This window comes from Ralstonia chuxiongensis, assembly GCF_024158925.1.
Classification (GTDB): Bacteria; Pseudomonadota; Gammaproteobacteria; order Burkholderiales; family Burkholderiaceae; genus Ralstonia; species Ralstonia chuxiongensis.
This window is the reverse complement of the sequence record NZ_JAMYWC010000004.1, coordinates 404,234-420,677: the sequence shown is the minus strand read 5'-3', so window position 1 is coordinate 420,677 and position 16,444 is coordinate 404,234. Positions and strand designations below refer to the sequence as shown.

Annotated in this window: 18 protein-coding genes, 1 other RNA gene and 1 riboswitch; of the genes, 9 read left to right on the top strand and 10 right to left on the bottom strand. The window is 64.1% G+C overall.

The genetic code is table 11. The annotated features are described in order from the left end of the window. The first annotated feature begins 46 nt into the window (after window positions 1-46). The gene (cobA, locus tag NKG59_RS15360) at window positions 47-853 is read left to right on the top strand and encodes a uroporphyrinogen-III C-methyltransferase (protein WP_253538367.1); all 807 of its coding nucleotides are present in this window, start codon (window positions 47-49) and stop codon (window positions 851-853) included. 30 nt (window positions 854-883) lie between these two features. On the opposite strand, the gene NKG59_RS15355 is transcribed toward cobA, so the two are convergent. Further along, complete coding sequence (locus tag NKG59_RS15355; protein ID WP_253538365.1) at window positions 884-1,900, bottom strand: zinc-dependent alcohol dehydrogenase family protein; 1,017 nt, start codon at window positions 1,898-1,900, stop codon at window positions 884-886. Window positions 1,901-2,023: 123 nt separating this feature from the next. Here NKG59_RS15355 and NKG59_RS15350 point away from each other — a divergent pair, with 123 nt between their 5' ends. The 3 genes from NKG59_RS15350 to NKG59_RS15340 all read left to right on the top strand — a co-directional run bounded on the left by NKG59_RS15350 (window position 2,024) and on the right by NKG59_RS15340 (window position 4,492). Then, a complete protein-coding gene (locus tag NKG59_RS15350) occupies window positions 2,024-2,920 on the top strand; it encodes a LysR family transcriptional regulator (protein WP_253538362.1) in 897 nt (298 codons plus the stop codon). A 96-nt stretch (window positions 2,921-3,016) separates the two neighbouring features. Next, entirely contained in the window at window positions 3,017-3,421 is a 405-nt protein-coding gene (locus NKG59_RS15345; RefSeq protein ID WP_253538360.1) for a 5-carboxymethyl-2-hydroxymuconate Delta-isomerase, read from the top strand. 252 nt (window positions 3,422-3,673) lie between these two features. Continuing rightward, the gene (locus tag NKG59_RS15340; protein WP_253538358.1) at window positions 3,674-4,492 is read left to right on the top strand and encodes a carboxypeptidase-like regulatory domain-containing protein; all 819 of its coding nucleotides are present in this window, start codon (window positions 3,674-3,676) and stop codon (window positions 4,490-4,492) included. A gap of 49 nt (window positions 4,493-4,541) precedes the next feature. Here the strand turns inward: NKG59_RS15340 and NKG59_RS15335 are convergent, their stop codons facing one another. From NKG59_RS15335 to lptF, 3 genes are read right to left on the bottom strand one after another with little or no spacing between them, the layout of a single operon-like run. Next, window positions 4,542-4,922, bottom strand: a complete 381-nt coding sequence (locus NKG59_RS15335; RefSeq protein ID WP_253538355.1) for a sirohydrochlorin chelatase — start codon at window positions 4,920-4,922, stop codon at window positions 4,542-4,544. Next, on the bottom strand, window positions 4,922-6,115 hold the full coding sequence (gene lptG, locus NKG59_RS15330) for an LPS export ABC transporter permease LptG (protein ID WP_045202831.1): 1,194 nt from the start codon (window positions 6,113-6,115) through the stop codon (window positions 4,922-4,924). The genes NKG59_RS15335 and lptG overlap by 1 nt, the downstream gene beginning before the upstream one ends. Beyond that, window positions 6,115-7,233, bottom strand: a complete 1,119-nt coding sequence (lptF, locus tag NKG59_RS15325; protein ID WP_045202832.1) for an LPS export ABC transporter permease LptF — start codon at window positions 7,231-7,233, stop codon at window positions 6,115-6,117. The genes lptG and lptF overlap by 1 nt, the downstream gene beginning before the upstream one ends. Window positions 7,234-7,347: 114 nt before the next feature. Here lptF and NKG59_RS15320 point away from each other — a divergent pair, with 114 nt between their 5' ends. From NKG59_RS15320 to NKG59_RS15310, 3 genes are read left to right on the top strand one after another with little or no spacing between them, the layout of a single operon-like run. Further along, the gene (locus NKG59_RS15320) at window positions 7,348-8,856 is read left to right on the top strand and encodes a leucyl aminopeptidase (RefSeq protein WP_253538352.1); all 1,509 of its coding nucleotides are present in this window, start codon (window positions 7,348-7,350) and stop codon (window positions 8,854-8,856) included. A 21-nt stretch (window positions 8,857-8,877) separates the two neighbouring features. Further along, window positions 8,878-9,306, top strand: a complete 429-nt coding sequence (locus tag NKG59_RS15315; protein ID WP_045202834.1) for a DNA polymerase III subunit chi — start codon at window positions 8,878-8,880, stop codon at window positions 9,304-9,306. Continuing rightward, a complete protein-coding gene (locus NKG59_RS15310; protein WP_253538349.1) occupies window positions 9,303-9,728 on the top strand; it encodes a DUF2486 domain-containing protein in 426 nt (141 codons plus the stop codon). Before NKG59_RS15315 ends, NKG59_RS15310 begins: the two co-directional genes overlap by 4 nt. 55 nt (window positions 9,729-9,783) lie before the next feature. Here NKG59_RS15310 and ilvD read toward each other — a convergent pair whose 3' ends face one another. After that, window positions 9,784-11,457 (bottom strand): dihydroxy-acid dehydratase, encoded by a 1,674-nt coding sequence (gene ilvD / locus NKG59_RS15305; protein WP_253538345.1) that lies wholly within the window; start codon window positions 11,455-11,457, stop codon window positions 9,784-9,786. Between the two features lie 128 nt (window positions 11,458-11,585). Between ilvD and NKG59_RS15300 the strand changes: the two genes are divergently transcribed. Continuing rightward, window positions 11,586-12,530: a LysR family transcriptional regulator gene (locus NKG59_RS15300; RefSeq protein ID WP_253538342.1), complete on the top strand. Its 945-nt coding sequence runs from the start codon at window positions 11,586-11,588 to the stop codon at window positions 12,528-12,530. A gap of 14 nt (window positions 12,531-12,544) precedes the next feature. Then, the gene (gene lgt / locus NKG59_RS15295) at window positions 12,545-13,447 is read left to right on the top strand and encodes a prolipoprotein diacylglyceryl transferase (RefSeq protein ID WP_253538339.1); all 903 of its coding nucleotides are present in this window, start codon (window positions 12,545-12,547) and stop codon (window positions 13,445-13,447) included. A gap of 66 nt (window positions 13,448-13,513) precedes the next feature. On the opposite strand, the gene NKG59_RS15290 is transcribed toward lgt, so the two are convergent. The 5 genes from NKG59_RS15290 to NKG59_RS15270 form a co-directional block, all read right to left on the bottom strand. Next, on the bottom strand, window positions 13,514-14,215 hold the full coding sequence (locus NKG59_RS15290; protein WP_045202839.1) for an SIMPL domain-containing protein: 702 nt from the start codon (window positions 14,213-14,215) through the stop codon (window positions 13,514-13,516). A 94-nt stretch (window positions 14,216-14,309) separates the two neighbouring features. Next, window positions 14,310-14,780 carry an EVE domain-containing protein gene (locus NKG59_RS15285; protein ID WP_024975020.1) on the bottom strand — a complete coding sequence of 157 codons (471 nt, stop codon included), beginning with the start codon at window positions 14,778-14,780 and terminating at the stop codon, window positions 14,310-14,312. Between the two features lie 156 nt (window positions 14,781-14,936). Then, window positions 14,937-15,156: non-coding RNA, 6S RNA (ssrS, locus tag NKG59_RS15280), on the bottom strand. 214 nt (window positions 15,157-15,370) lie between these two features. Continuing rightward, window positions 15,371-15,688, bottom strand: a complete 318-nt coding sequence (locus NKG59_RS15275) for a cell division protein ZapA (RefSeq protein ID WP_092972874.1) — start codon at window positions 15,686-15,688, stop codon at window positions 15,371-15,373. 2 nt (window positions 15,689-15,690) lie between these two features. Next, window positions 15,691-16,011 carry a hypothetical protein gene (locus NKG59_RS15270; RefSeq protein ID WP_045202842.1) on the bottom strand — a complete coding sequence of 107 codons (321 nt, stop codon included), beginning with the start codon at window positions 16,009-16,011 and terminating at the stop codon, window positions 15,691-15,693. A 167-nt stretch (window positions 16,012-16,178) separates the two neighbouring features. Further along, window positions 16,179-16,426: riboswitch (cobalamin riboswitch) on the top strand. Window positions 16,427-16,444: the final 18 nt, after the last annotated feature.

Below are 16,444 nucleotides of genomic sequence, written 5' to 3'. Positions count from 1 at the left end.
GCGCGGTAAGCTGCGCCCCGCAGGAAAAAGCAAAGGAATCCAGGCAATGGAAGCGAAGACCCCCAAAACACTCGGCCGCGTGAGCCTGATTGGTGCCGGCCCCGGCGCGGCGGACCTCATCACGGTGCGCGGTGCACGATTGTTGGGCGAAGCCGAGGTCGTGCTGCATGACGCACTGGTCTCGCCGGAGGTCTTCCAATACTGCCCGCAGGCTGTGCTGATTGCGGTCGGCAAGCGCTGCGGTAAGCGTTCGACCGCGCAGCGCTTCATCAATCGCCAACTCGTCGATCTGGCCACGAAATATCAGCGCGTCGTGCGTCTGAAGGGCGGCGATCCGATGCTGTTCGGCCGTGCTGACGAGGAGCTGCAGGCGCTCGAGCAAGCCGGTATCGAATACGAAATCGTTCCGGGCATTACGGCAGCGCTGGCGGCCGCTTCGGCGATCCGCCAGCCGCTAACCAAGCGCGGTGTCGCTCGCAGCGTCGCGTTTGTTACGCAAGCCAAGGCCGCCGATCCGGACACGCCGCAACCCGAAGGCGTCGTGCCGGAACCCGTTGCGCAGGCCGATTCGCTCGTCTACTACATGGGCCGCGATCAAGCTGCCTCCATCGCCGCGGACCTGATCGCCCGTGGCCGCGCACCGTCGACGCCCGCCTGGGTGGTCGAGGCTGCCACCACGCCCGAGCAGCGCTCCGCCTGTTTCACCCTGCAGCAGATGGCCGATGGTGCCGCCGCGGAGTGGATCAATCCAGAGCATCCGAGCCTGCTGATGATCGGTGACGCGTTTGCCGCGCGGGCGACGGTGGCCGTGCCGGAAGCCTTCTCCAGCGAGCCCCGCGCGCTGGCTGCCTGAGCCGTACCGCAGAGTACGGTCCAGCACGGTTCAAAACGCCAGCGCCACCTTTCCGAACACCTGTCCGGCCTGCATGGCCCGGAAAGCCTCCGGCGCGTCCTGCCACGGCAGCACCTGATCGACGATCGGATGCAGGCCGTGCAGTGCTAGCGCCCGGTTCATCGCCTCGAACGACGCACGCGAGCCGACCGATGCCGGGCGGAGGATCGCCTTGCGCGCGAAGATCTCCAGCGGATTCACGCCGCCGTCACGCCCTGCCAGGTAGCCGACAAGGTGAATCTGGCCACCCACACGCAGCGCTTTCAGCGAGCGCTGCAGCGTGCCGCCGCCTCCCACTTCAATGACGTGATCGACGCCGCGGCCGTCGGTGCACGCGAGCACCGCCTCGTGCCATTCGGGTCTGGCGCGGTAGTTGATCGTGTCGGACTCGGGCACGCCCAGCGCCTGCACGCGCGCCAGCTTTGTGTCGCTGCTCGACAGCACGATAGGCCGTGCGCCCGCCATCAACGCGAACTGCACCGCAAACATCGACACGCCGCCGGTGCCCTGCACGAGCACCGTCTCGCCGGGCTGCAGGCCGCCAGCCTCGATCAGGCAATGCCATGCGGTGAGGCCAGCGCAAGGCAGGGTAGCCGCCTCGATGGCCGACAGGTGCGGCGGTACGACCACCGCGCCGCCCGCGTCCAAGCGGATGGTGTCGGCCAGCCAGCCATCGATCGGGCCGCCCAGCATGCGGCGCGTGTCGGCGTTGCGGAAGTCTCCGCCGTCCCAGCGTTGCCAGAAGGTGCCGGCGACGCGATCGCCAATGCTTACGCGCGTCACGTTCTCGCCAATGGCCACGACTTCGCCCACGCCGTCCGATAGCGGAATCAGCGGCAGTGGAAAGCGCGTGAAGAACGTGCCGGAGACAATTTCCAGATCGCGGTAATTGAGCGACGCGGCGTGCGTGCGCACGATGATTTCGTCGGGTGCGGGCGTGGGCGTGTCGCGCTCGATGGGACGCAGGGCGTCGATGCCGTAACCGTCGGTCAGTGCCAGGGCTTTCATGGTGTCCTTGTTCTCCGTGAGGAAAAGCAACGCAACAGCGCGTCTGGCGATACTGTGGCGCCTCGCCTAAGATGAATCAAATTCAATTTGATCAAACAAAACATAACGATTGGGAATGTCTCCATGCTTGAGGAAATGCGCACCTTCGTGCTGCTGGCGCAGACCGGCTCGATTGCCCGTGTGGCTGAGCGCCTGCCGCTCACGCAGCCGGCCGTCACCAAGCAGATCCAGCGGCTGGAGCGCGCGCTCGACACGGTGCTCTTCGACAGGCGCGTCAAGCCGTTCCGCCTGACAGCCGAAGGCGAAGCGGTGCTGGCACGCTGTCGCACCATCGTCGGGGAGTTCGAGGCGCTGCGCAGCAGCGTGCGCGCGAGTGGCGAACCGGAAGGCGCGCTGCGCGTGGGCGTGAGCCATGCGGTGGGCGATGCGCGGTTTGCGCGCGTGTTGTCGGGATTGCGGGAGCGCTATCCGGCCGTGTCATTCCGCCTGAGCTGCGAGTGGGGCGGCGTGCTGCGCGAACGCTTGAAACGCGCTGAGCTGGACGCCGCGCTGTGGCTGACGCCGTCCAACGCCCGCAGTAACCATGCCGATGCGGAGACCCGCGTGATCGGCACCGAGCCCGTCAGCCTGATTGCCGCGCCCGCGCGCAAGCTGCCGGCCACGCTGTCGATGGCGCAGGTCACCGACGAAGCGTGGGTGCTGAACCCCACCGGATGCGAGATGCGCGCTTGGCTTCTCGGCCGCTTCGAAGCGGATCGACTGACGCCTAACGTGGCGGCGGAAGTGCAATCTGTGCCGCTGCAGCACGCGCTAGTGGCTGAAGGTTTCGGGCTTGGGTTTGCGCCCGTGCGGCTGATCGGGCAGCAAATCGCTGAGGGTTCGCTGTCGGTGCACAAGCTCACGTCGGCGCCCGCCGAGTGGGACGTCTGCGTGCAGCGCGCACCGTCGCTCGGCCGCTTGGCGCGGGTGGTGGATGCGCTCGAATCGGCGCTGTCCACCGACGCGGCAGTGGCGCGTTAATCACCTCAAGAGCGCTTTCTGCGTCGGCGTTGAACCGTCAGAGCCGCTTCGCTTCATTTTGCAACGGCCTCTTAACTCCCTTTCCGGACGCCTGCGATGCCGCACGTCATCATCGAGTACACCGCCAATGTCGAAGCCGATGCGCGCATCCCCGAGCTGATGCGCGTGCTCAATGCCGTGCTGATCGGCCATGCGGATGTCTTTCCTCCCGGTGGCATCCGTACGCGCGCACTGCGCCTTGAGCAGTACCGCATGGCCGACGGGGCCGAAGACGACGCCTTTATCCACGCGACGTTCCGCATCAGGGCGGGCCGGCCAAATACCGTCACCGGGCCCATCTGCGCGGAGATGTTCACCGCCATGCGCGCGCATCTGGCCGATGTGTTCAAGCGCCGCTACCTCGGCCTGACTTTGGAGTTGGTGGAGTTCAATACGCATGGATTTCACGTTGAGAACAACGTGCACGCGCGCTTTGCGCAGGTGGAAACCGAGGGTGGCTGAACCGACGTGTGAGACGTCGTGAGCAATCCAGCAAGCCGACAGCATCGGTGCAGTGGATTGGCGCGGCAGCGTGCGCCTGAGTGGCAGGCCGCGCGGTGTCGGTGCAAGAAAAGGCGAAGCGGACGCCGGCATCCGGTTACCGCAGGGCCAGACGCTCGCTCAGTACGTGCCGAGACGCGGCGAACAGTTCCTGCGACGGCACGACCGATTGCGCGCGCAATCGTCCGGGTTCGTTGAGGTGATATCAGAGGCATGGCAGCATCCGGCGCTTGTTATTTGCAACAAACCGCCATGAAAGACGCAACAAATCTACGCAATCGAACGGGGCGCACACTGGCCAGCGCCGCGATGAGCGCAATCGCACTGTCCGCACTTGCCGGATGTGGCGGCGGAGACGATGGCAGCACGACCGTCGCGACCCCGGCCACGCTCACGCCGTCGACTTTGACCGGAACGGTCGCGTGGGCCGACGTATTGCCCGGCGCCATCGTGACGGTGACCGATTCAAACGGCCGCACCATCACAACGTCGACCGACGAGAACGGTATCTACCAAGTGCCGGTGGCGGGGCTTTCCCTGCCTTTGCTGATCACGGCAAACGATACGCAGGGTGAGGATCCGACCTTGTATTCGGTGACGGCCGGGGCGCAGGAAGGCAGCGGCGCGTCAATGATTGCCAATGTGACGGTCCTCACGACGGCCGTTGTCGCAGAGCTGACGCCCGATGGTGACCCGTCAGAACTCAACTCGATGCGCGCGCTCAAGAGCGTGACGATCAACCTCGTCAATCGGGCCGAGACCGCGTTGCCGTTCCTTTTCTTTCAAAAGCCGCCTCCTGGCATGAATAACAGCCTTGCGTGGCTGACGCAGCTGCCGAGCCGCCCAATCGACGAGCCAATCACCTGGGATAGCCAGTACTATCTTCAGCCGCTGGTCCAATCGATTGATTCGTGCAACGGAACCGCCAAGCCGACGGAGTGGGCCTGCCGCACGGGCGCACCAGGAGTGCCTGGCAATTTAGTCTTCGGACCGGGATGGCAGTTGACAACGCTGGCCTCGTCGTCGTCCTGATGCGCGCAACTGAATTCGACTGCGTCAGGCTGCAACGACGGGGCGCAGATCAGCCGCCGATGGCGAGTTCACGTAGGCAATAGCCGGCAATCGCGTCGAGCACGGCGTCGTCTTCGCCAACCGCATCGGCGCAGCGGATAGAGAGCGTGGGATGGGCCTGCGCGCATTGCGCAACCAGCGCAGGCAGATCGCGCCGCAAGTGGCCGCCCTGGCCAAAGAACACCGGCACGATGGTGACACTCCGCGTGCCGTTTGCGGCCAGGTCAGCGATGGTGCCCGGCAGATCGGGCGTCATCAGTTCGAGAAAGGCGAGGCGCGTGTCAACGTCGGGTTGCTGCGTAGCCAAACGCGCGTGCAGGCGATCGAACGGTTCACGCCAGCGGGCATCACGTGCGCCGTGTGCAAAGAGGACAAGGGCGCGGTCGGCCATCAGTGGCGCTCCACCCAGCGCAGGCTGACCAGCGCCAGTGCCAGATACAGCGCGCCCGGCACGATGGCCGTGAAGATGGCCGGCCACGTGTTCAGCAGGCCGACGTGCGAGAAGAGGTTGTTCACCAGCTGGAACGACAACCCCAGCATGATGCCGCCGAACACCTTCAGGCCAACCGCCCCCGCCCGTGCGTGCAGATACGCAAAAGGCAACGCCAGCGCCATCATCACCAGCACAGTGAACGGATAGACCACCTTCTTCCACAGCGCGATCTCGTAGCGCTGCGTGTCCTGCTTGTTGTCGCGCAGGTGACGGATGTACTGGAAGAGGTCCAGCGTAGCCATGCGGTCGGGGGTGACCATCAGCACCGACAGGATCTGCGGCGTGAGTTCTGAGCGCATCTCCTGCTGCGGCAGCTTGATCTGCTCGCCGCGGAAGTCAGGCGCCAGCGCATCGGGTGCGCCGGGCACGGCCTGCACGGTGTCCTGTGGGGCCACTGTGCCGGGCTTGCGCGGGAATTCAATGAAACGCGTTTCCGTCACGCCGTTCAGTTGCCAGTTCTGGTGGCCCTGGTAGCGCGCCTGCTCCGCCACGCGGATCGAACTCAGGCGGTAGTCCGAATCGAATTCATAGATGCGCAGGCCCTTGATGGACTGGTCCGGCTGCAGCGCGCCCACGTTGACAAAGCGGGTGACTTCGCCGCCCGTGCCGTCCGGTTTGGCGGGGCCGCGATCCTTGACCCATACGCCCGAGCGGAAGCCGGCCGAGACCGTCGCGCCCAGTGCTTCCAGTCGCACTTTCTGTGCGTACTCTTCCGCCTTTGGCCCGATGAATTCACCGAAGATGTACGTGACCAGCGCCAGCGGCAACGCAATCTTGAACAACGACATCAGCGCACGCCGCGTATCGAGCCCGGCCACGCGAAAGATCGTGAACTCCGACTGGCTCGCCATCTGCGAGAACACGTAGATGGCGCTGATGAGCGCCGCCACCGGAATCACTTCGTACACGCGCGTCGGCGCCTGCAGCATCACGTGGAAGAACGCGATGAGCGTGGTGTAGCGTCCGACCACTGAACCCAGCTCGCCCAGCATGTCGAAGAAGATGAACAGCGCCAGCACCGCAAACAGGATGAAGATGAATACGCCGTAGATCTGACGCGCAAAGTACTTCTCATAGACCGGCATCTTCATCACGCACCCGCCTTCTTGGGTGCGAAGCCGAGCAGGGCGGAAATCCCTTTCAGGCCGGCCGCGCTGTAATGGCGGAAGCGGAACAGCAGCACCGCGCAGATGAAGGCGGCAAGGTGGATCGGCCACCACGCCATGAATACGTTCATCTTGCCCTGCGAGACCCACGCCTGCGACAGGTTCAGCAGGTTCGAATACGTCAGGTAGATCAGCACCGCGAAGATCATCGGTGTGTAACGGCCCAGGCGCGGGTTGACGTAGGCCAGCGGAATGGCGATCAACACGAAGTTCAGCGCCAGCAGCGGCAGGCCGATTCGCCAGACCAGCTCGCCGAGATTCTCGGGCGTCGGGTTGGCGAGCAGATCCTTCGTGGAGCGGCTCTTGGTTGGCAGGCTGGCATCTGCCTGCGGCGGCTTGTTGGCGACCTTCACGCCGTATTTGTCGAACTCGACGATGCGGTAATCCAGCTTGCCGGGCGTGCCTTCATAGCGGCGGCCCTTGTCGAGCACGACAAAGCGGTCGCCGTTTGGCATGGTCTTGAATTCGCCGGTCTTGGCCATCGCCACGCCAATCTTGTCCTGTTCGGCATTGGCGACGAACAGGTTCCGGGCGTGCTTCATGCCGTTATCGACGCCCTCGATAAAGAGGACGTAGTTGCCGTGCGCAGGCTCGATGAAGCGGCCGGCAGAGATCATCGACAGCACGTCGCGCTGCTCGAAGCGGTCTCGGAACAGCGCACTCTGCTGGTTGGCCCACGGCCAGCCGAACAGCGCCAGCAGCGCCACCAGCACGATGAACGGCAGCGAGAAACGCAGCACGGGGCGGATGAAATCCGTCAGGCTGATGCCCGAGGTGAACCACACCACCATCTCGGAATCCTTGTACCAGCGCGTCAGCACCAGCAATACCGAGATGAAGAGCGTGGCGCACAGGAGAATCGCCAGGTAGCCCAGCGTTGCCAGGCCGATGAGGAGCAGGACGTCGTTCGGGTTCGCTTCGCCGTTGGCGGCCATGCCGAGAATGCGGATCACCAGGGTGGTCAGCATGAACGTCAGCAGCACGAGAAAGACGGCGCCGGCGGTGAAGGACAGCTCGCGTCGCAGGGCTTGTTCAAAAATCATGCGGATGCGGGATGGGAGGGCGAGGTCATGGCCGGCGTGCGTTCCACCGGAGCCCCTGCGCAAAATGGCGGATAATGTGGGCTTTCGTTGACTCGCCTCATAGAGAGAAGCGCGATGGAATTTAGCACAAAAGCCCTGGATTGGGCCAAAGCGGGCGCCCTGGCCGCCAAGAGCGATTGCCTCGTGATCGGTCTGTTCGAGTCGCAGACCCTGGCCGGCGCCGCAAAGGCGTTGGACGTGGCCACCAAGGGCCTGGTCGCTCGCCTCGTCAAGCTGGGCGACTTTGAAGGCAAGCGCGGCACGTCGCTGCTGCTGCACGAAGTGGCAGGCGTGGGCGCTGCCCGCGTGCTGCTGGTCGGTCTGGGCAAGGAAGCCGACTTCACCGATCGCGCTTACGCTGAAGCCGTGCGCACCGCACTGCGCGCGCTGGCCAGCACCAAGGCCACCAGCGTGACGTGGACGCTCACCGAGCACGCCGCGCGCGACAAAGACACCGCCTGGGCTGTCCTGACCGCCGTCACGCTCATCCGCGAAGCCAGCTACCGCTTCATCGAGCGTCACCCGGAGCTCAAGAGCAAGCGCGACAAAAACGGTACGAGCCTGCGCAAGGTCGTCCTGACCGTGGCTGCAGCCGATGCCAAGGCGGCCGCCGTGGCCGCCGCGCGCGGCACCGCCATCGCCAACGGTATGGACCTCACGCGTGATCTGGGCAACCTGCCGTCCAACATCTGTACGCCGACTTACCTGGCCAACACCGCACGCCAGATCGCCAAGGATTTCAAGCTCAAGGTTGAGGTGCTCGGCCGCAAGCAGATCGAAGCCTTGAAGATGGGCGCCTTCCTGGCCGTGACGAAGGGCAGCGTGGAGCCGCCGGCATTCATCGTGCTGCGCTACGAGGGTGGTCCGGCCAAGCAGGCCCCGGTGGTGCTGGTCGGCAAGGGCATCACGTTTGATACGGGCGGCATCTCGCTCAAGCCGGGTGAGGGCATGGACGAGATGAAGTACGACATGTGCGGCGCTGCTTCGGTGCTGGGCACGCTGCGTGCTGTGGCTGAAATGGGGCTCAAGCAGAACGTCATCGCCGTGGTGCCGACCTGCGAAAACATGCCCAGCGGTGTTGCCACCAAGCCGGGCGACGTGGTGACCAGCATGTCGGGCCAGACCATCGAGATCCTGAATACCGACGCCGAAGGCCGCCTGATCCTGTGCGATGCGCTGACCTACGTGGAGCGCTTCAAGCCGGCGGTGGTGATCGACGTGGCAACGCTCACGGGCGCCTGCATCATCGCGCTTGGTCACATCAACACCGGCATGTACGCCCGCAGCGATGCGCTGGCGGGCGCGCTGGTGGCGGCCGGCAAGCAATCGCTCGATACCGCGTGGCGCATGCCGCTGGATGAGGAATACCAAGAGCAGCTCAAGTCCAACTTTGCCGACATGGGCAACATCGGCGGCCGTCCGGCCGGCAGCGTGACGGCGGCTTGTTTCCTGGCGCGCTTTACCGAAAAGTACGACTGGGCCCACCTGGACATCGCCGGCACCGCTTGGAAGAGCGGCGCGGCCAAGGGCGCCACGGGCCGCCCGGTGCCGCTGTTGACGCGCTTCCTGATGGACCGCGGTTGATTGGCAGAGGTAAAGCACCGTATGACTCGCGTCGATTTCCACAGCAACGTGCCCGGCAAGCTGGCCTATGCCTGCCGGCTAGTACGCAAGGCCTACGGCGCGGGTCTGAAAGTGATCGTGGTCGGAGATCAGGCTGCGCTGCAAGCGTTCGACACGCAGTTGTGGACGTTCAGTCAGCTCGATTTCCTGCCGCACTGCGGCCTGCGGCATCCGCTGGCTGCGCAGACGCCCATCCTGTTGGCCGATGCATCCGAGCCGCTGGACGACGCGCCGCATCACGACATTCTGGTCAATCTTTCGCCTGAACCGCCGGCGCTGTTCGCACGCTTTAGCCGATTGATCGAGATCGTTGGCGATGACGATGCCGATCGCGCAGCAGCGCGCGATCGCTTCCGCTTCTACCGCGATCGCGGCTATCCGATCCAACATCACGACGTGGGGCGCGCATGACCGACGGACGCTATCCTGGGTCCCACGCGGACAACAACATCCCCGTTCTGACGGAGATTGTCGAACTGGAGGATGTGGCGCCTGCGGCAGCGCCCGTCACGCCGCGGCACGCCCCAATTGAGGCGCCCAACGCGGACGTCCCGCCCGCACTGCGCGAGCAAGGCCTTGCACCAACTTCGGCCATGCCTCACGAAGGGACCGATGCCGCCCGCGTGATGGGCGATGTGATGTGGCGTTTCCAGTCCGAATGGCCGGCGTTGATCGAAGCGCAGTGTCGCGCAACCATGGAATCGCGCCTCTCGCTGCTGAGCGAACAGCTCGCCGCTGAGCTGACCCGCACGCTCGAGGCTCGCCTGATGGATTGGCTGGGTGCGGCGCTGGACGATGCGTTCGCTGCGCAGCAGAAGCCGCTGCAGCGCTGATCGGACAAAGAAAAACCCGCCGTCTGGCGGGTTTTTTGTTGGTGTCGCCAACCACTCAGTCCGTTACCGCGCCCTTGCTGGCCGTGGCTGCCAGTTTCGCAAACTTCGCCAGCACGCCACGCGTATAGCGCGGCGCCGGTTGCTTCCACGCCGCGCGGCGGCGGGCGAGTTCATCATCGGGCACGTTCAACTGCAAAAGGCGCTGGTGCGCGTCAATGGTGATTGAATCGCCTTCGTGCACGAAGCCGATCGTGCCACCCACGTATGCTTCCGGCGCGACGTGGCCGACCACCATGCCCCACGTGCCGCCCGAGAAGCGTCCGTCGGTAATAAAGCCAACCGATTCGCCCAGGCCCTTGCCGATGATGGCTGAGGTCGGGGCCAGCATCTCCGGCATGCCGGGGCCGCCCTTCGGCCCCAGATAGCGCAGCACGAGGATGTCGCCGGCCTTGATCTGGTCGCTCAGGATCGCGCTCATCGCGCTTTGTTCGTCGTCGAAGACGCGCGCCGGGCCGGTGATGACGGGGTTTTTCAGGCCGGTGATTTTCGCCACGGCGCCTTCCTCGGCCAGGTTGCCTTTCAGGATGGCGAGGTGGCCTTCCTTGTAGAGGGCCTTGTCGATCGGCAGGATCACGTTCTGGTCAGCGCGCGGTTGATCAGGAACCTGCGCGAGTTCTTCAGCCAGCGTTTTGCCGGTGATGGTGATGCATTCGCCGTGCAGCAGGCCTGCGTTGAGCAGCAGCTTCATCACCTGCGGAATGCCGCCGGCTTCGTGCAGATCGGTGGCCACGTACTGGCCAGAGGGCTTGAGGTTGCAGATGACGGGCACACGCTGGCGCACCCGCTCGAAGTCGTCGATCGTCCATTCCACCTCCGCCGCGTGGGCGATGGCCAGGTAGTGCAGCACGGCGTTGGTGGAGCCGCCGGTGGCCATGATTACGGCTACGGCGTTCTCGATGGATTTGCGCGTGATGATGTCGCGCGGCTTCAGGTCGCGGCGCACGGCTTCTACCAGGACGCGCGCGGATTCGGCTGCGCTGTCGACCTTCTCCTGATCGGGATTGGCCATCGTCGACGAATACAGCAGCGACATGCCCAGCGCTTCAAACGATGAACTCATCGTGTTGGCCGTGTACATGCCGCCGCACGAACCGCTCGACGGGCAGGCGTTTTTCTCGATGCCCTCGAAGTCTTCTTCGCTCATGCGGCCGGCCGTAAATTCGCCTACGGCCTCGAACGACGAGACGATCGTCAAATCCTTGCCCTTCCAGTGGCCCGGCTTGATGGTGCCGCCGTACACATAGATGCCTGGCACATTCGTGCGCGCCAGGGCGATCATGCCGCCCGGCATGTTCTTGTCGCAGCCGCCGATGACGACGACACCATCCATCCATTGGCCGTTGACGCAGGTCTCGATGCAGTCGGCAATCACCTCGCGCGAGATCAGCGAGAACTTCATGCCTTCCGTGCCCATCGACATGCCATCGGAAATGGTGGGCGTGCCGAAAGTCTGCGGATTCGCGCGAGCGTCTTCTATCGCAGCCACGGCGGCATCTGCCAGCTTCTGCAGGCCCGAGTTGCACGGCGTGATGGTCGAATGGCCGTTGGCCACGCCAATCATCGGATTGTTGAAGTCGTCTTTCGTGTAGCCCAGCGCGTAGTACATCGAGCGATTGGGCGAGCGCGCCACACCCTGGGTAATGTGTTGCGAACGCTTGTTGTCTGGCATGGAAGTCTCCGTGGGGTCGGCACTATCGTTGTAGTCAACAGCCTGGCGCCCAGCATGCGCTTGGAGAAATGGTGCGTCAAATATATTATTGGCAGATTATTGAGTCGAAAAAAATATCAATCGCCGATATGGATCTGCGCCAGCTTCGCTACTTTGTGACCGTTGCCGAGGAATTGCATTTCGGGCGCGCCGCCGAGCGTCTTTCGATGACGCAGCCGCCGCTGTCGCAGCAGATTCGCGCGCTGGAAGACGAACTCGGGGTCACGCTATTTCATCGCACGCAGCGCTCCGTGGCGCTGACGGCCGTCGGTGCGCGCTGGCTGGTCGAGGTGCGGCGTGTGCTTGCCGAGGCGAATGCACTGCCCGGCCTGGCGCAGCGGCTGGCGCGCGGGGAGGTCGGCTCGCTGTCGCTGTCCTTCGTCAGCACCGCCGACTACGGCATCCTGCCAGCCTTGCTGCGGCATTTTCGCGACGCGCGGCCCGATGTGCAGCTTCTGCTGCGCGAGGCCACCAGCGATGTGCAGATCGAAGCGCTCCTGGCCGGCGATGTGGACGCGGGTGTCGTGATCGCGCATCACGCGGGCTCGGTGCCCGGCGAGCTGGAATACCGCCCGCTGGTGCGCGAGCGCCTTGTGCTGGCGGTGCCCGCATCGCGCGCGGCGCAATGGGGCGTGGCGCCGGGCCAGCCCATTGCCCTGGCGGATGCGGCGGCCGAATCGCTCATCATTTTTCCGCGCCGGTCCGCGCCTGCGCTGTATGACATCATTACCGGCTATCATGCCGCGCACGGCGGCCGGCCCGGAGAATCTGGGGCCGCTGTGCGCATCGGCCAGGAAGCCATCCAGATGCAGACCATCGTCAGCCTGGTCTCCGCTGAGATGGGGATTGCGCTGGTCCCGGCATCGCTATGCAACCTGCAGCGGACCGGCGTGGTCTATCTCGAACTCGCCGCGCCAAGCCCGTTCATCGAGACCGGGCTGGTGTGGCGGCGAGATGCGGCTTCGCCGGTGCTGCCGTGGTTCGTGGCCAGTGCCGAAGCCGTCGCCAAGCTGCAAGAAGACAACCAAACCTGAAACCCACAGGATTCATGCTCATCCATCCGCAATTCGATCCCGTCGCCCTGCATCTGGGGCCGCTCGCCATCCGCTGGTACGGCCTGATGTATCTGGCGGCGTTCATCATGTTCCTGTGGTTCGGCCGCCTGCGCACGCGCCAGCCGCACATCGCCGCCGAAGGCTGGACCGGCCGCGACCTCGACGACATGCTCTTCTACGGCGTGCTGGGCGTGATTCTGGGCGGGCGCCTGGGCTACGTGCTGTTCTACAAGCCCGATTGGTATTTCGCCCACCCACTCGACATCTTCAAGGTCTGGGAAGGCGGCATGGCCTTCCACGGCGGCTTCCTCGGTGTGGTCGTGGCGATGATGCTGTATGCGCGCATGCGCGGCCGCTCGTGGATGCAGGTGACCGATTTCATCGCGCCGATGGTGCCGTGCGGCCTCGCAGCGGGGCGCCTTGGCAACTTCATCAACGGCGAGCTGTGGGGCCGTGTGTCGTCGCCCAATCTGCCGTGGGCGATGATGTTCCCGCAGGCGCAGGGCGAAGACCGGGAGTGGCTGCTCTCGCACGCGCAAGAGGCCGTCACCAGCGGCGTGCAAGCTCTGTTCGACCAGTACCACATGCTGCCGCGCCACCCCTCGCAGATCTACCAGTTCCTCGGCGAGGGTGTGCTGTTCTTCATCCTGTTGTGGCTGTATGCGCGCAAGCCGCGGCCGATGGGCGCGGTGTCTGGCGCATTTCTGCTCGGCTACGGCGTGTTTCGCTTCACTGCGGAATTTGCCCGCGAGCCGGACAACTTCCTCGGCCTGCTGGCGGCGAACCTGTCGATGGGGCAGTGGCTGTCGCTGCCGATGATCCTGATCGGCATCGCCATGCTGGTCTGGTCCTATCGTCGTGCAGGCAACGGCGCAAAAAACCAGGCGCACGCCTGACGTTGCAACCGCGCAAAGAAAAAGCCACCGAAGTTCGGTGGCTTTTTTCATGGAGCGGCTCGCTGCCTATTTCAGCATCTGCACGGCGCCGGAAACGGTCACCGTTACCTGGGCCTTGCCGCCCTCGATGGGCACCGGCGCCGAATCGTACGACGCGGGAGCCGCTGCCATGCGCATCATCGGACGCGGGCCCGGGTTGTTGCTGCCCTCGCTCACATGCACATCGCGAATCGTGTAGCTCGTGTAGCCGAACAGCTTGGTGGTCGTCAGGGCCTTGTCGCGGAACGAACTCACGGCCTGATCGATCAGCTTGGCTTCCGCCGCCGTGCGCGCCTCGCGCGAGAGCGTGAAGTTCACGTTCTGCACCTGCATCTGGTTGGCCAGTTGGCCCGCCAGCTTGGACGCCGCTGCAAAGTCCTTCGATGTGATGCGCACTTCCGCACGGCCGCGCCAGACGCTGATCTTGCCGTTGCGATCGGTATTCGGATAGATGTTGAAGCCGCCCGTTTCTGCCTGTACGCCGGACGTGCGTTTTGCCTGGTTGATTACCTCATCGGCCTTGCGCGACAGGGCTGTGGAGATTGCGCCCGGGTCCGCGCCTTCCTGCTCGGCGCCCAGGGTGAGCGTGACGGTGTCGGTCGGCACTTCGGCCACGGCCTGCGCATCCAGCGACAGTACGCCCGAATGATTCGTTTCAGGAGCGGCTTGTGCGAAAGCAGTCGTCATCATTGCAGTCCCCAGAATGGTTGCGGCCAGGACAGATTTCATTGTGTTCTCCCAAAAAAGCAATGTGATGCGTCTGACTGGCTGCTACGCGCATCGTTCATCACGTTTGTAACAATTCCCTGCCGATGCCAACCGTTCACTCAGGATCGCGCATCAATTTGGTGGTGATGTAACGCCACTGCGCAGGTGTGACGGGCGTGATCGAAAGGCGGTTGCCGCGCTGCAGCACCGTCATGTCGGCGAGCTGTTCCTGCGCACGCAACGTCGGCAGATCGATCAGCGCGCATTTGCGGACGAACTTTACGTCGACGAGCATCCAGCGCGGCGCTTCCGGCTTCGATGCGGGGTCGTGGTAATGGCTCTTGGCGTCGAATTGCGTCGGATCGGGATAGCTGGTCGAGCAGACTTCCGCCAGCCCCGCGATGCCGGGCTGCGGACAGGACGAGTGGTAGAACAGCACGCCGTCGCCGATGCGCATGCGGTCGCGCATGAAGTTGCGTGCCTGATAGTTGCGAACGCCCGTCCAGGGCAAGGTGCCTTCGGCGTGCAGCGTGTCGATGCTGGCCTCGTCGGGCTCGGACTTCATCAACCAGTATTGGGTGGCCATCGGGTGGGGTGCGCGGGCGACGTGCGGGGAAGTGACGGTGTGCGCAGCATAGCAACACGGCTGCGGCCTCGCCATTGGCGCTGTGGCAATGGCGGGCGTATCGAGGATAGGCAAAGAAAAAGGCGGTAGCGCACATGTGCACTACCGCCTTTTTGTTGGGTCCCCACCTTGGCCGCTAGACCCGCATCCTGAACCCAAGTGAGGTTCAGAGTGGCAGCGGAAGCCGCATTTTGGGTACATCACCGGCGCAGGGAGCCCACGACTTGCGTCGCACGCTATGCACTGGAAGACGCGCTCGCCCACACGGCATATCCCGCACCAAGCAATGCTTATCGGTTCAAGGAATTAATGGCCATGGCGAACCAGGCAGGGAAACTGTCAGACGCATCATCACGCTGTGTTTTGAGCGCATGGCGATGCGTCTGAAGATTCATCGCAGGCAACCGTCTATCTCTACCCTGTAGCCGCTAAAGCCTTATGCTGCAAGGGTTTGCGGGAGATTGTGGAAGCCATTGGGTGACACTATACACCCGTTCGCATCCGAACCCAAGCCCGGATGCGATCCGGTTACAAACACGTTTTGACCTTCGCTAAATGACTTCGCCGTACTGGCGCAGCGCCTCGTCAGTGCGGGCGTTCAGGTCGGCCAGTTTGGCGCGAATCGTGTCGATCGGCAGGGCGGAATCGGACGCGGCCTGGCGTTGCATCGACAGCAAATCCGACGCGATGCTGATGGCGGCCATCACGGCAACGCGCTCGATGCCCTTGGTGTTCGAGCCGTTCTTGATGCGCGTCATCTGGTTGTCGACCATGGCTGCGGCTTCACGCAGCGCGGCTTCGTTATCGACCGAGACGGCAAACTTGTAGGGCTGCCCGGCGATGTTCACTTCAATTTGCTTGCTGCTCATGCTTAGGTCTCCGAATGCGGGGCGGGGGCGGCCGTTGTTTCATCGGCGCCTGCGGCCTGGCCGAGGAGGTCAAGCTGGCGCGCGTCGGTAGCCGTGGGCAGCTTGTCGAGAATCGATTGGATGCGCAGTTGCGCTTCTTCGATCTTGGCATTGAGCACGCTGCGATCGGCGACCATCGCGTCGCGCTCGGTCTTGGAGGCCTCGGCTTCCGCCTGAAGCCGCTCGACTTCGGCGCGCAGGCGCTGGTTCTCGGCGGCTAGCGCATCGGCGTGACGCAGCACGCGCGCGATTTTGCCGGCAAGTTGTTCGAGTTCGTTCAGCATTGGGTGTCAATCAGAATCGAGTGGGGGGATTTTAGCCGATGATGCGCGTCGCGCCTGTCCTCCATACGGATGCGCAATATGCGCTGGCATGAGGCGACGCAGCGGGCACAACGGGCGACGGGTGTGTTTTTACCGCGACTGGGGCGGGTTTTGCGGGCCTTTTCCGTTAAACTTCGCGGCGTCCTGGTGCCCGCAGCACCATCTGCAGTTAAACGGGAAGCAGGGAGCGCGCGCCCCAAGCGATGCGCCAACCTGCGCTGCCCCCGCAACGGTAAGCGAACGTCGCGTGTGCCCGCCATCTCGCAAAGAAGATGGGTGCCGCGCGGTCTGTCCATACGCCACTGTTCCTTTGGGAATGGGAAGGCGGACAGGCCGCTTCGCCAGCCCGGATACCGGCCAGGACGGTGGATCTCAGAGCCGATGTGAAACCCTG